This window comes from Parafannyhessea umbonata (assembly GCF_900105025.1).
In the GTDB taxonomy this organism is placed as follows: domain Bacteria; phylum Actinomycetota; class Coriobacteriia; order Coriobacteriales; family Atopobiaceae; genus Parafannyhessea; species Parafannyhessea umbonata.
Genome location: NZ_LT629759.1, coordinates 1,034,662 through 1,048,181 on the forward strand (window position 1 = coordinate 1,034,662; position 13,520 = coordinate 1,048,181).

The 13,520-nt window shown below is 68.8% G+C and carries 9 protein-coding genes and 1 tRNA gene; 8 read left to right on the top strand and 2 right to left on the bottom strand.

The annotated features are described in order from the left end of the window. Positions 1-24: 24 nt before the first annotated feature. Both acnA and BLT96_RS04825 read right to left on the bottom strand, forming a co-directional pair. Positions 25-2,706 (bottom strand): aconitate hydratase AcnA, encoded by a 2,682-nt coding sequence (acnA, locus tag BLT96_RS04820; RefSeq protein ID WP_090862154.1) that lies wholly within the window; start codon positions 2,704-2,706, stop codon positions 25-27. Then, complete coding sequence (locus tag BLT96_RS04825) at positions 2,693-5,083, bottom strand: HAD-IC family P-type ATPase (protein WP_245719327.1); 2,391 nt, start codon at positions 5,081-5,083, stop codon at positions 2,693-2,695. The genes acnA and BLT96_RS04825 overlap by 14 nt, the downstream gene beginning before the upstream one ends. A gap of 139 nt (positions 5,084-5,222) precedes the next feature. Here BLT96_RS04825 and BLT96_RS04830 point away from each other — a divergent pair. From BLT96_RS04830 to BLT96_RS04865, 8 genes are all read left to right on the top strand, one after another. After that, positions 5,223-5,299: transfer RNA gene (locus BLT96_RS04830), tRNA-Arg, on the top strand. A gap of 149 nt (positions 5,300-5,448) precedes the next feature. Then, complete coding sequence (aroF, locus tag BLT96_RS04835; protein ID WP_090862155.1) at positions 5,449-6,486, top strand: 3-deoxy-7-phosphoheptulonate synthase; 1,038 nt, start codon at positions 5,449-5,451, stop codon at positions 6,484-6,486. Further along, entirely contained in the window at positions 6,486-7,349 is an 864-nt protein-coding gene (locus BLT96_RS04840; protein ID WP_090862157.1) for a prephenate dehydrogenase, read from the top strand. Before aroF ends, BLT96_RS04840 begins: the two co-directional genes overlap by 1 nt. Then, the gene (aroB, locus tag BLT96_RS04845; protein WP_090862159.1) at positions 7,346-8,440 is read left to right on the top strand and encodes a 3-dehydroquinate synthase; all 1,095 of its coding nucleotides are present in this window, start codon (positions 7,346-7,348) and stop codon (positions 8,438-8,440) included. Before BLT96_RS04840 ends, aroB begins: the two co-directional genes overlap by 4 nt. 17 nt (positions 8,441-8,457) lie before the next feature. Further along, a complete protein-coding gene (gene aroA / locus BLT96_RS04850) occupies positions 8,458-9,762 on the top strand; it encodes a 3-phosphoshikimate 1-carboxyvinyltransferase (protein ID WP_090862161.1) in 1,305 nt (434 codons plus the stop codon). 3 nt (positions 9,763-9,765) lie between these two features. Further along, a complete protein-coding gene (aroC, locus tag BLT96_RS04855) occupies positions 9,766-10,890 on the top strand; it encodes a chorismate synthase (RefSeq protein ID WP_090862163.1) in 1,125 nt (374 codons plus the stop codon). Between the two features lie 123 nt (positions 10,891-11,013). Continuing rightward, positions 11,014-12,159 carry a bifunctional chorismate mutase/prephenate dehydratase gene (locus tag BLT96_RS04860; RefSeq protein ID WP_090862165.1) on the top strand — a complete coding sequence of 382 codons (1,146 nt, stop codon included), beginning with the start codon at positions 11,014-11,016 and terminating at the stop codon, positions 12,157-12,159. Between the two features lies 1 nt (position 12,160). Further along, complete coding sequence (locus tag BLT96_RS04865; protein ID WP_090862166.1) at positions 12,161-13,465, top strand: shikimate kinase; 1,305 nt, start codon at positions 12,161-12,163, stop codon at positions 13,463-13,465. Positions 13,466-13,520 lie beyond the last annotated feature (55 nt).

The following is a 13,520-nucleotide window of genomic DNA, read 5'->3' on the forward strand; positions in this document are numbered from 1 at the left end:
GCAAGCACCCCCGCGAGACCGATTCTACTCTGCGAGCTCGTCCAGCACGTAGGGCAGGATGCCGCCCGATGAAAGATAGTCCCCCTCCATCGGCGTGTCCACCCTCACGACGCACTCGAACACAATCTTCGTGCCGTCCCGCCTCGTCGCCGTGACGGTCGCCGTGCGCTCGGCCGGAAGCCCCTCGCTCACGTCCACGGGGGACACGTCGTACGTCTCCGTCCCGTCGAGCCCGAGGGTCTCCGCACTCTCCCCTTCCTTCAGCTGCAGGGGAAGCACGCCCATCTGCACCAGGTTCGAGCGGTGGATACGCTCGAAGCTCTGCGCTATGACGGCACGCACGCCCAGAAGCGCCGGGCCCTTCCCCGCCCAGTCGCGACTCGACCCCGAGCCGTACAGCTTGCCGGCCACGACGACGAGCGGAACCCCATGCTCCGCGTAGTCCACGGACGCGTCGAAGATGCTCTTGACCTCGCCGTCGATGAAGTCGCGCGTCCAGCCGCCCTTGCGCCCCTCCGCGAGCGCGTTCGAGAGCTTCACGTTCGCGAACGTGCCGCGCATCATGACCTCGTGGTTGCCTCGACGGCTGCCGTACGTGTTGAAGTCCTCCGGCTTGACGCCGTGCTCGAGCAGGTAGCGGGCTGCCGGCGAGTCCGCAGCGATCGCTCCCGCGGGCGATATGTGGTCAGTCGTCACGAAGTCGCCGAGAAGGGCGAGCGCCCGTGCCCCGCTCACCTCCACGACGTCGCGGTGCTTCGCGTCGTCGAAGTACGGCGCCCTCCTCACGTAGGTGGAGTCCTCGTCCCACCCGAACGTGTCGCTCGAGCCCGCGTTGATGTCACGCCACACGCTCGACCCCTCGAACAGCCCTCGCGCGCCCTCGCGGAAGAGCTCCGGGGTGAGGACCTCGTCCAGCACGGCCGCGATCTCCTCGTTCGTGGGCATGATGTCCTTCAGCATGACCTCGCTTCCGTCCCCGCCCACGCCGACCGCCTCGTGCGCGAGGTCGACGTCCACCGTGCCGACGAGCGAGTACGCCACGACGAGCGCCGGCTGCATGAGGTAGTTCTGGCTCACGTACGGCGATATGCGGCCCTCGAAGTTGCGGTTGCCGGAAAGCACGCTCGTGAGCTCCATGCTCGACGAGAGCTCCTTCAGCGACTCCGGGATGTCGCCCGAGTTGCCGATGCAGCTCATGCAGCCAAATCCGCAGGTGTAGAAGCCGAGCTTCCTGAGGGCGCCCGTCAGCCCCGCGCGCTCGAGCATGAGCGACGTGACGCGCGAGCCCGGAGCCAGCACCTTCTTCACCCAGGGCTTCGGCGTAAGGCCGCGCTCGACGGCCTTCTTCGCCAAGATGCCTGCCCCCACCATCATCGCGGGGTCCGTCGCCGTGGTGCAGCTGGTGATGGCCGCGATGGCGATGGCGCCGTGACCCAGGCTCACGCTCTTCTCGCCCAGCGCCACGTCGAAGCGGGCGGCGGGGTCCTTCACGCCGTGCGCGGCAAGACCCTTGGAGAAGCGCTCCGGCAGGCCTGCGGGCGTCACGCGGTCGTGCGGGCGCGACGGGCCGGCGAGGCTCGGCTCGACGCTCGCGAGGTCGAGCGTGACCTCGCGAGCGTACGTGCGGCCGTGCGTCTCGCCGAAGACGCCCTGCATCCCGAGGTAGGAGCGGATGAGCTCGATCTGGGCGCTGCTTCTGCCCGTGAGCCGCAGGTACTCGACGGAGCGCTCGTCCACGGGGAAGAGCGTCGTCGTGGCGCCGTACTCCGGCGTCATGTTCGCGACGCACGCGCGCTGCGTCGCGGTAAGCGTCTGGACGCCGTCGCCCGTGACCTCCACGAGCGTGCCGACGACGCCCTCTGCGCGCAGGAGCTGCGCCACGGTGAGCGCGAGGTCCATGCCGCTCACGCCGTCGCGGAGCGCTCCCGTGAGCCTGAGCGCCACGACGGGCGGCACGAGCATGGAGATTGGCTTGCCCAGTGCCGCAGCCTCCGCCTCGATGCCGCCGACGCCCCAGCCGAGCACGCCGAGGCCGTTTGCCGTCGTCGTGTGGGAGTCCGTGCCCACGAGCGTGTCGAAGCACGCGACCGGACAATCGTCCGCGGCAAGCGCGTCGGTTCCCACGACCTGGCTGAAGCGCTCCATGTTCAGCTGGTGGCAGATGCCCTCCCCGGGCGGCACGATGCGCACGTTGTCGAAGGAGTTCGCGGCCCACTTAAGGAACGCGAAGCGCTCGCGGTTGCGCTGGGCCTCCTTGCGCTGGTTCTGGAGGGCGGCGTCCTCGGTTCCCGTCACGTCCGCGATGACGGAGTGGTCCACCACGAGGGTGCACGGGATGCGCGGGCTCACCTTCGACGGGTCGCCGCCGCGCTCGAGCATCGCGTCGCGCATGGCCGCGAAGTCCACGAAGACGGGCACGCCGGTGAAGTCCTGAAACAGCACGCGCGACGGCATGAACTGGATCTCGCGGCCCTGCTCGCCGGCAAGGCCCGCCTCTACCACGCGGCTCGCGAGCTCTACGGCCTCCTCGTCCGTGGCGGCGCGGCGCACGCAGTTCTCCAGAAGCACCACAAGCGCCCTGGGCAGCCGCTCCGCGCCCGGCACGCCGGACACGTCGTACACCGCGTAGCCGGCGCCTGCCGCCTCGAGCGTCTTGGGGTGCCTGGCAGCCCTGACGGCGGCCTCGAACTCTTTACTCACTGTCATCAAGCGCCTCCAACTTCCTTATGAGGAACCCGACGAGGCCCCTGGGGCCGGCCTCCGCAACGGATTCGTCGTACAACCTGTTGAACAAGACTATCGCTGCCGCCGCGATCGCGACGGACGTGACAGCAGAATTAAACGTAGGCGAAACGACCGAGAAGAACCCCGCCCCCACCGTCGTTCCCGCGACCACGATCGCGACCACCACGCAGATGACGCCCACGCGCAAGGGGTTCAGCGGCCGCGAGATTCGGTAGATGAGCGCGATGCCGACGGCGAACATCTGGAACATGCAGACCGTCGACATGACGCCGTCCGGCCAGCCCATGAGTTTTGCCGTCGCGATGGAAGCCACGATCGCGAGGATGATCGCCACGGACGCCGGCAGCGAGCGCGACAGCACGTTCGTGAGGAACCTGCCCCGCACGCGCTCGTGGTTGGGCTCCAGCGCCAGCAAAAACGACGGCGTGCCGATGATGGCCGTGGACACGAGCGACATCTGCACGGGGATGAACGGGTACGGCGGCAGCACGATGCACACGAGGGCGAGCACGGCGGAGTACACGGTCTTCATGAGGAAGAGCGACGCGGAGCGCTGCAGGTTGTTGATGGAGCGCCTTCCCTCCGCCACAACCTCCGGCAGGTGTGCGAAGTCGTTGTCCGCAAGCACGATCTCGGCCACGTTCCTGGCCGCGGCCGAACCCGACGCCATGGCGACGGAGCAGTCCGCGTCCTTCAGGGCAAGCACGTCGTTCACGCCGTCACCCGTCATGGCGACCACGTGGCCCGCCTCGTGCAGCGTGCGCACCAGCCGCCGCTTCATGTGGGGCGTGACGCGGCCGAACACGCGGCATGCGGCCACGGCGGCCTCCACGTCCTCGTCCGTCTCCAGGGTCGAGGCGTCCACGCACTTCTCGGCCCCCGGCACCCCCACGGCCGCCGCGATGTTGGACACCGTGCGCGGGTCGTCGCCGGAAATGACGCGGATGTCAACGCCCTGCTCGCGGAAGTAGCCCATGGTGCGCGCTGCCGTCGGGCGAATCTGGTCGCGTATGCCCAGGAAGCCGAGCACGCGCGGCGTCCCTACCGCGGCGCCGTCCCGTGCAAAGCCGTCCACGCGCGCAACCACCAGCACGCGCATGAGGCCCGGGAAGGAGCGGACCTCGTCCTCCACCCGCCCAAACGCAGAACCCATCACAAACTGCGCTGCGCCCATCACCAGCGCCGTCCCGTCCGCCGTGACGCATCCGGAGCACTTCGTCTTGGACGAGAAGGGCACAGCCCTCGTGACCGCAAGCGCTTCCACGCCCCGCGCCCTGCCGTACTCCAGGATCGCGCGCGCCGTCTCGTTCGCGTCCGCCTCGTTCGCGGCGGCGATCGTGACCGCGGCCTGCGCCGCGTCGCCGCGCACCTCCGCCACCTCCATGGCGCCCGTCGTGATGGTGCCCGTCTTGTCCAGGCAGAGCACGTCCACGCGCGCGAGCGTCTCGACGCAGTACGACTGCTGCACCAGCACGCTCCTGGACGCGAGCCGCGTCGTCGCGATGGCGAACACGCTCGACGTAAGCAGCACCAACCCCTGCGGGATCATGCCCACCACGGCCGCAACGGTCTGCAGCACCGCGTCGTCGTAGCCGTAGCGGCCCATGAGGATGATGCGCGCAAACAGCCCCGCGCCAAGCGGCACGAGCGCGATGGTGCCGAGCCTGATGATCGCGGACAGCGTGGAGAGTATCTCGGAGCGCACCCGCTTCACGTACTTTGCCTCCGCGTTGATCTGCGCCGCGTAGGCGTCGCGCCCCACGCGCGTCACACGGTACGCAAACGCGCCGGAGTCCACAAACGAGCCGGACAGCACCTCGTCGCCCACGGCCTTCTCGATGGCGTTGCTCTCGCCCGTCAGCAGGCTCTCGTCCATGCGCGGACTGCCCTCCAGCACCACGCCGTCGGCCGGCACCTGGTCGCCGTGGGCAAGCAAGACCACGTCGTCCCGCACGACTGCCGACACCGGCACGTGGCGCTTCTCGCCCGCGCGCAGCACGCACACGTCCTTCGCGGTCAGGATCGACAGCCTGTCCACCTTGCGCTTCGCGCGGATCTCCTGAAAGACGCCTATGACGAGGTTGCTTACGACCACGGCCATGAACGCGACGTTCTTGTACGAGCCCGTGGACACCACCAGGGCCGCCATCGCGACGTTCACTGCGTTGAACAGCGTGAACGTGTGCTCGCCAAGGATCTGCCACACGGACTTCGTCTTCACGTCCGCGTTCGCGTTCACCTGCCCGGCGCGCACGCGCTCCGCGACCTGCTCGTCCGTCAGGCCGGACGCAGCGCGCCCGCCCTCGCCCAGATACGTGCCTCCGTCGCCTCGCTCCAAGAAACACCTCCGCCGCAGCCGTTTTCCGCGGCTTCCGCCGCGCGTGCCGTCAAGCCAGCTCCCTCAGTCTACCCGATTTCAAAACGTGCCCGCACTCCCCGCGAGACATTCCGTCGATCTTGTAGTAACATCTCTCCCTGGCCCCATAGCTCAGTGGATCAGAGCGTTCGCCTCCGGAGCGAAAGGTCGTGGGTTCGAGCCCCACTGGGGTCACCATAGCGTGACGCGGGACGCCTTCGGGCGTCCTTTTTTCGTAACGCTTTGAATACCGATGTGATACATACCGAATACCATGCGCTAGCATCGGTTGCGTATGGAAAGCTACTGCGCCCGCACGCGTGCGCCGGCGCACGAAAGGTATGCACATGATCGCAATCGTTAAGGACTCGGCCACGCCAGAGCAGCTGAGCCACTTCGTCAGGTGGATCGAGGACCGCGGCTTCAAGACGAACGTCTCGAGGGGCGAGAACGAAACCATCGTCGGCATCATCGGCGACACCACGCAGATCGACCCGTTCCTCCTGGAGTCCATGGACATCATCGACCAGGTACGCCGCGTCTCCGAGCCGTTCAAGAAGGCAAACCGCAAGTTCCACCCCGAGGACACCGTCGTCGACTGCGGCCACGGCGTGCTCGTGGGCGGCGGCAACTTCCAGGTCATCGCCGGCCCGTGCTCCGTCGAGGGCAAGGGCCTGATCGACATCGCCCGCGCCGTGAAGCGCTCCGGCGCAACGATGCTGCGCGGCGGCGCGTACAAGCCCCGCACCAGCCCGTACTCGTACCAGGGCATGGGCGAGAAGGGCCTCGACATCCTGCTCGAGGCGTCCGCGGAGCTCGACATGCCCGTCGTCACGGAGGTGATGGACCCTCGTGACGTCCAGCTCTTCCTGGACAAGGGAATCGACGTCATGCAGATCGGCGCCCGCAACGCCCAGAACTTCCCGCTTCTGAGGGAAGTCGGAAAGACCCGCACCCCCGTGCTGCTGAAGCGCGGCATGTCCGAGACCATCGACGAGCTCCTCATGGGTGCGGAGTACATCATGAGCGAGGGCAACCCCAACGTAATCCTGTGCGAGCGCGGCATCCGCACGTTCGAGACCCGCACGCGAAACACATTCGACGTGAACGCCATCCCCGTGGTGCACCACCTGTCGCACCTGCCCATCATCGGCGACCCCAGCCACTCCACCGGCTACACGCGCTACGTGCGCCCCGCCGCGTACGCCGCGACGGCCGCCGGCGCGGACGGCCTCGAGATCGAGGTCCACGACAACCCGTCCCAGGCATGGTCCGACGGCGCCCAGGCGCTCACGCCGGCGCAGTTCGACGATGCGATGCGTCGCATCCGCGTCATCCGCGAGGCGATCTGCCAGGACCTCGACGAGGGCGGGGTCGAGGCGTGATGGCGCAGTCGACCTACGTTGCGGACAGGGTCGGCGTCGTCGGCCTCGGCCTCATGGGCGGCTCGTTCGCCAAGGCGGAGCACGAGGGCGGCCGCGAGGTGTACGCGTGGAACCGCACCCACGCCACCGTGGAGCTCGCAGAGATCGAGACCATCGACGGCGAGCTCACGAACGACGTCATCCCCACGTGCGAGCTCATCATCCTCGCGGGCTACCCCCAGGTCTCCATCGACTGGCTGCAGAAGATGGCAGACCTCATCTCGCCCGGAGCCATCGTCATCGACACCGTTGGCGTGAAGCGCGTCATATGCGAGAAGTGCTTCGCCATCGCCGAGGGCCACGACTGGACGTTCGTGGGCTGCCACCCCATGGCGGGCACCCAGTACTCCGGCTTCGCGCACTCCCGCGCGAACATGTTCCACGGCGCGCCGATGGTGGTCGTGCCGCCCCAGATGGACGATTTCGACCGCGCAAGCGTGCTCGAGCGCCTGAAGCACCTGCTCGAGCCATGCGGCTTCGGATCGTTCACGCTCTCCACCGCGGCCTTCCACGACGAGCAGATCGCGTACACGTCGCAGCTGGCGCACGTCGTGTCCAACGCGTACGTCAAGAGCCCCGCGGCCCAGAGCCACAAGGGCTTCTCCGCCGGCTCGTACAAGGACCTCACGCGCGTCGCACGCCTGAACGCCCCCATGTGGCGCGAGCTGTTCCTCGACAACGCGGACAACCTCTCGCGCGAGATCGGGACCCTGATCGACAACCTCCAGCAGTACAAGGACGCGATCGACGCGCGCGACGGGCAGGGGCTCGAGGCCCTTCTCGCCGAGGGCGACCGCCTGAAGAAGGAGGCCGAGCGCAGATGAGCACCTCGACCGTTCACGTGAGCACGCCGTCGCGCAGCTACGACGTCCTCATCGGCCAGGGCGTGATCGACGAGACCGGCGCGCTCACGCGCCAGGCGTGCAGCGGCTCCGCGGCGTGCGTCATCGCGGACGACAACGTGGCGCCGCTGTACGCGAACGCCGTGGCCGAGTCGCTTGCGGACGCCGGCTACCGAACGACGCTCCAGGTGTTTCCCGCGGGCGAGAAGTACAAGCGCCTCCCGACCCTCTCGGACCTGCTCGAGGGACTCGCCGCGGCGGAGCTCACGCGCGACGACGTCGTCGTCGCGGTCGGCGGCGGCGTCACCGGCGACATGGGCGGTCTCGCTGCGGCACTGTACCTGCGCGGATGCAAGGTCGTGCAGGTGCCCACCTCTCTTCTTGCCATGGTGGACTCCTCCGTGGGCGGAAAGACGGCCGTGGACCTCGAGGCCGGCAAGAACCTCGCCGGCGCGTTCTTCCAACCGTCGCTCGTGATCGCGGACGTGGACTGCCTTGACACGCTCACGCCGGAGCTTTTCACGGACTCGTGCGGCGAGGTCATCAAGCACGGCGTCATCCGCGACGAGGCGCTGTTCCGCCGCCTGGCGGCGCGCCCCATAAACGCCGAGGGCTTCGACCCCCAAGAGCTCCAGGACGTGATCTGCCGCAACGTCGAGATCAAGCGCGACGTCGTGGACGCGGACGAGCGCGAGCGGGGGCTTCGCCAGATCCTGAACTTCGGCCACACCATAGGTCACGCCATAGAGGCGGCGAGCGACTTTTCGCTCGGTCACGGCTCGAGCGTCGCCGCAGGCATGTGCTGCATCGCCCGCGCGTCCGCGCGCATGGGCTGGTGCGCGCAGGACGTGGCGGACGACATCGTCCGCGCCGTGGCGGCCTATGGGCTCCCGACGGACACCGCGGTCGACCACGACACGCTCTTCTCGTTCGCGACGCACGACAAGAAGCGCCACGGGAGCACGGTGAACGTCGTCGTGCCCACGCGCATTGGTGAAGTCGAGGTCAAGACCGTGTCGCTGCCGGAGTTTCGCCACCTCGTCGACCTGGGCTGCGGCACGGACGCCGCATAGGCCCAAAGGAGAAGAGCATGGACGTCACGATCGAACCCCATCCGCTATCGGGCACGGTGCCGGCGGTGGCATCCAAGTCCGTCGCGCACCGGCTGCTCATCCTCGCAGCCCTCGCGGACGGCACGACCGACATTGACTGCAACACCACCTCGAAGGACATCGAGGCCACGGTGCGCTGCCTCGAGGCGCTCGGCGCACGCATCGCGCGCACGAGGCTCGGCTTTCGCGTGCGGCCCATCCCGCGCGACGCGAGCGGCACGCCGCTTCCCGCCTCGGGAGCGACGCTCGACTGCGGCGAGTCGGGCTCCACGCTGCGCTTCATGCTGCCCGTGGCGGCGGCGCTGGGAAGCCCGTGCGCGCTCGACGGCCACGGCCGCCTGGCCAAGCGGCCGCTCTCCCCTCTCTACGAGGAGCTCGCGTCCCACGGCGCACGCCTTTCCCAGAAGGGCGTCCTGCCGCTTCGCGTGGAGGGAGACCTCGCCGGCGGCACGTTCGACATCCCGGGAGACGTCTCGTCCCAATACGTGTCCGGCCTCCTCATGGCCGCGCCGCTCATTCCCGGCGGCGTGCGCGTGCGCGTGAGCGAGCCGTTCGAGTCTCGCGCGTACGTGACCATCACGACAGACGCCCTCCGCACGTTCGGCGTGGACGTCCGCGTGACGCACGAGCAGGCAGACGACGCGTCTTTCGAGCTGTTCGAGGTGGCCCCGCAGGCCGTGCGCACGCCCGGAACCGTCGCCGTGGAGGGCGACTGGTCGAACTCCGCGTTCTGGCTCGCGGCCGGCGCCATCGCCGGGCCCGTGAGCGTGACGGGGCTCGATGTCAGGAGCCCCCAGGGCGATGCCGCCATCGTCACCGTAGCGTCTCTCCTGGGAGCCCGCACGCGCACCGAAGGCGGCGGCGCCACCACGGAGCGCGCCGCGCTTCGTGGCAGGACCGTGAGCGTGGCCGATATCCCGGACCTGGTGCCCCCCATCGCGGCCATGGCCGCGTACGCCCAGGGCAAGACCCGCATCACCGACGCCGCGCGCCTGCGCCTGAAGGAGTCCGACCGGCTCGAGACCGTGCGTGCCGCCATCGCGTGCATGGGAGGCGACGCCACGGTCGAGGGCGACGACCTTCTCGTCCGTGGGACGGGCAGCCTCACGGGCGGCGTCGTCGACGCGGCGAACGACCACCGCATCGCCATGATGGCGGCCGTGTGCGCCGCTCATGCGCAGGGCCCCACAACCATCCGCGGCGCGGAGTGCGTCGCGAAGTCCTACCCCACCTTCTTCGACGACTTCCGCTCGCTGGGCGGAGTCGTACGCGAAAGCGAGTAAGCCATGCCATCCACCTTTGGAAACGCCCTCAGGGTCACCGTGTTTGGACAGTCGCACTCCCAGGCCGTCGGCTGCGTCGTGGAGGGGCTCCCCTCGGGCCACGTGGTCGACACGGAGGCGCTCGGGCGCTTTATGGCGCGCCGCGCCCCCGGCCAGGGACCGTGGACGACGCCGCGCAAGGAGGCGGACCTGCCGCGCATCGTGAGCGGCCTCAACCCCAAGGGCGCCACGTGCGGCGCGCCGCTCGCCGTCGTGATCGAGAACACCAACACCCGCTCGCGCGACTACGACAACCTCATGGCGGTGCCGCGCCCGGGGCACGCGGACTACACCGCGTGGGCAAAGTGGCACGGCAACCAGGACGTCCCCGGTGGCGGCCACTTCTCTGGCCGGCTGACGGCGCCCCTGTGCGCCGCGGGCGGCATCGCGCTCCAGATTCTGGCGGGGCATGGTGTTCGCGTGGGCGCTCACCTGCTGAGCGTGGCGGACGTGCGCGACGAGCCGCTGTGCGCGCTCGACAACGCGCCCGCGTCTCGGGCGCGCCTTGAGTCGCAGCTCGACGCGCTCGCGGACGGCCGCACGTTCCCGACGATAGACGCTGCCGCCGGCAAGGCCATGCTCGCCGCCATAGACGACGCCCGCCGCGAGCTCGACTCCGTCGGCGGCGTCGTGGAGTGCGTGGCCACGGGCATGCCGGCTGGCGTGGGCTCGCCCATGTTCGACGGCATAGAGAACCTCATCGCACGCGCCGCGTTCGGCGTTCCCGCCGTGAAGGGCGTGGAGTTTGGTCGCGGCTTCGAGGCGGCGCGCCTGCGCGGCAGCGAGGACAACGACCCGTACCGCATGGTGGACGGCGCCGTCACGCCCGTGACGAACAACGCCGGCGGCGCGCTCGGCGGCATAACGACCGGCGCCCCCGTGCTCTTCCGCATGGCCCTCAAGCCCACATCCAGCATTTCTCGCCCGCAGGAGAGCGTCGACCTCACCAGCGGCTCCGACGCCACGCTCGAGGTGCACGGTCGCCACGACCCGTGCGTCGCGACGCGCGCCGTGCCCGTGGCAGAGGCCATCTGCGCGCTTGCGCTGCTGGACGCGCTCCTGAGCTTCCCGCCAGAGCCCCAGGCGTAGCCCCCAGGCGCAGCCCCGCAGGCGCAGCCCCCTGGCCATGGCGCCCCGGGCGTCCGCCCGTCACGTAACACGAGGCCCGCACAGGCAGATGCCACCGCGGGCGAGAAGAACCACGGAGGAACAGTGGAAGACCTCTCTGACATCAGGAAAGAGATCGACTCGATAGACACGGAAATCGTGGAGCTCTTCAAGCGCCGCATGTCGTGCGCCGACGCCGTCGCCACGTACAAGCGCGCGCACAACCTGCCCGTGCTCGACAGGTCGCGCGAGCGCGAGCTTCTGGCCCGGCGCGCCGCCCAGGTACCCGAGGACATGAAGGTCTACACGGAGGTGTTGTTCGAGCTGCTGATGGAGGCCTCGCGCAACCGCCAGGGCGAGCGCCTGGGCGCAGGCGGCGACACGGTGGAGAAGATTCGCGACGCCCTCGCACGCAGCCCGGAGCTGTTTCCGCGAGACGCATACGTGGCGTGCCAGGGAGTCGAGGGCGCGTACCAGCAGATAGCGACGGACCGTATCTTCCGCCACGCGAACATAGGCTACTTCGACACGTTCGACGCGGTGTTTCGCGCCGTGGAGGAGAACTACGCCGACTTTGGCGTGCTGCCAATCGAGAACAGCACGGCGGGCTCGGTCAACCAGGTGTTCGACCTCATGATGCGCCACAACTTCCACATCGTGCGCACCTGTCGCCTGAAGATCGATCACAACCTACTGGCAAAGCCCGGCTGCGGCCTGGAGGACGTGCGCCACATCTACAGTCACGAGCAGGCGATCAACCAGTGCGGGGAGTTCCTCTCGTCCCTGAGGGGCGTCACGGTGCACGCGTGCGAGAACACGGCCATGGCCTCGAAGATGGTGGCGGAAAGCGAGCGGCGCGACGTGGCCGCGCTCGCGTCGCGGGCGTGCGCCAGGATCTACGGGCTGGACGTGCTCGCGTCCGGCGTGCAGGACCAGGGCAACAACTACACGCGCTTCGCGTGCATATCGAAGGACCTCGTGATCTACCCCGGCGCAAACCGCAGCACGTTCATGCTGGTGGTGAACCACGAGCCGGGCGCCCTGTACAAGGTGCTCGCAAAGTTCTACGACCTGGACATCAACATCATCAAGCTCGAGAGCCGTCCCATACCGGACCGCGACTTCGAGTTCATGTTCTACTTCGACATCGACTGCCCCGCCGCGTCCCCGGAGTTCTTCACGCTGGTGCGCTCGCTTGAGTCCACGTGCGAGGAGTTCCGCTACCTCGGCAGCTACAGCGAGGTGATCTAGCATGGCACGGGGCGAGGGCAAGACCGCGGGCGGCGATCGGTTTGGCCTGCTGGGGCGCACGCTCGGCCACAGCTGGTCGCCGCTCATCCACGCGCGGCTTGGCTCCACGCCATACGACCTGATCGAGCTGGAGCCGGACGAGGTCGCGCCGTTCGTGCGCAACGACGCGTCGTGGCGCGGGCTCAACGTGACCATCCCGTACAAGCGCAACGCGGCACGTCTTGCGGACGAGCGTTCCGAGCGCGTGGAGCGCCTCGGCGTGGCGAACACGCTCGTGCGCAGGCCAGACGGCAGCGTGTACGCGGACAACACCGACGTCCTGGGCTTTGGGTGGATGCTGGAGTCGTTCTGCCGCGACCGCCTGGGGCTTGAAGGCGCCTCCGCGCTCGCAGGCGCGGACGTCCTCGTGCTGGGCGACGGCGGCGCAAGCCAGGCCGTGCAGGCTGCGCTCGAGGACACCGGTGCGCACGTGTCCGTCATATCGCGCCATGGGAGCGACGGCTACGGGGGCCTTCCCGAGCGGCACCCCCACGCGCTTCTCGTCGTGAACACGACGCCGGTGGGCATGTATCCCAAGTGCCCGGCCTCCGTGGTGCCAGAGCGCGACCTCGCGGCGCTCACGGAACTGCGCGGCGTTCTGGACGTGGTGTACAACCCCCGCCGCACCGGCATCTGCCTTGCGGCGGAGCGGCTGGGCCTGCCGTGGCAGAGCGGCCTTGCCATGCTGGTGGCGCAGGCGCTCTTCTCGAGCGAGCAGTTCCAGGGCGTACGAATCGACCGCTCGCTCGTGGGCTCCATCGAGAAGGAGATCTGCGAGCAGACCGAAAACGTCGTGCTCATAGGCATGCCGGGCGTGGGAAAGACCACGACGGGCCGCGCGCTTGCGCACCTTTTGGGACGTCCGTTCGTGGACCTGGACGATGCGTTCAGGCTCGAGTTTGGCACCTCGGCGGCCGATTTCATCCGCGAGCACGGCGAGGCAGAGTTCCGCGCGAAGGAGACGCAGGTCGCCTCGGACTACGGCAGCCGCTCCAGCCTCATCGTGGCCTGCGGCGGCGGCATCGTCACGCAGCCGCGCAACTACGACCTCCTGCACCAGAACGGCACCATCGTGCAGCTGGACCGTCCCGCCAATCAGCTGTCGCAGGCGAACCGGCCGCTTTCGCAGGAGCGCGGGATCCAGGCGCTTGCGAGGGAGCGCATGCCGCTGTACCGTGCGTGGGCAGACCTCGTGCAGCCGTGCACGGGAAGCGCTGCGGGCGACGCGCGCGCCATCGCGGCGGCACTGGGGCTCCTTGCGCGGTAGCCGCGCCACGCGTCGACGTTCCCGGGAGCAAACCATGCTCGGAAACGTTTTCGGG